This window comes from Citrobacter sp. Cs237, assembly GCF_030332325.1.
In the GTDB taxonomy this organism is placed as follows: domain Bacteria; phylum Pseudomonadota; class Gammaproteobacteria; order Enterobacterales; family Enterobacteriaceae; genus Citrobacter_A; species Citrobacter_A sedlakii.
This window is the reverse complement of sequence record NZ_JAOWIB010000037.1, coordinates 1-473: the sequence shown is the minus strand read 5'-3', so window position 1 is coordinate 473 and position 473 is coordinate 1. Positions and strand designations below refer to the sequence as shown.

At 53.7% G+C, this 473-nt stretch carries 4 tRNA genes; all 4 read right to left on the bottom strand.

Annotated features, from left to right (window positions below):
- Nucleotides 1–3: 3 nt before the first annotated feature.
- Nucleotides 4–80 (bottom strand) — tRNA-Met (locus OGY07_RS01240).
- Between the two features lie 15 nt (nucleotides 81–95).
- Nucleotides 96–170 (bottom strand) — tRNA-Gln (locus OGY07_RS01235).
- Nucleotides 171–206: 36 nt separating this feature from the next.
- A tRNA-Gln gene (locus OGY07_RS01230) sits at nucleotides 207–281 on the bottom strand.
- Nucleotides 282–304: 23 nt separating this feature from the next.
- A tRNA-Leu gene (locus tag OGY07_RS01225) sits at nucleotides 305–389 on the bottom strand.
- Nucleotides 390–473: the final 84 nt, after the last annotated feature.

Here is a 473-nt window from a genome sequence, read left to right as displayed (position 1 = left end):
AGATGGTGGCTACGACGGGATTCGAACCTGTGACCCCATCATTATGAGTGATGTGCTCTAACCAACTGAGCTACGTAGCCAGAGTATTTCTTCGATGGCTGGGGTACCTGGATTCGAACCAGGGAATGCCGGTATCAAAAACCGGTGCCTTACCGCTTGGCGATACCCCAATGACCGTCGCGGTGATCCGCAAACTCGAAGAAATATGGCTGGGGTACCTGGATTCGAACCAGGGAATGCCGGTATCAAAAACCGGTGCCTTACCGCTTGGCGATACCCCATCCGTGCAACGCGTACTGGTGAATGGTGCGGGAGGCGAGACTTGAACTCGCACACCTTGCGGCGCCAGAACCTAAATCTGGTGCGTCTACCAATTTCGCCACTCCCGCAAAAAAGATGGTGGCTACGACGGGATTCGAACCTGTGACCCCATCATTATGAGTGATGTGCTCTAACCAACTGAGCTACGTAGC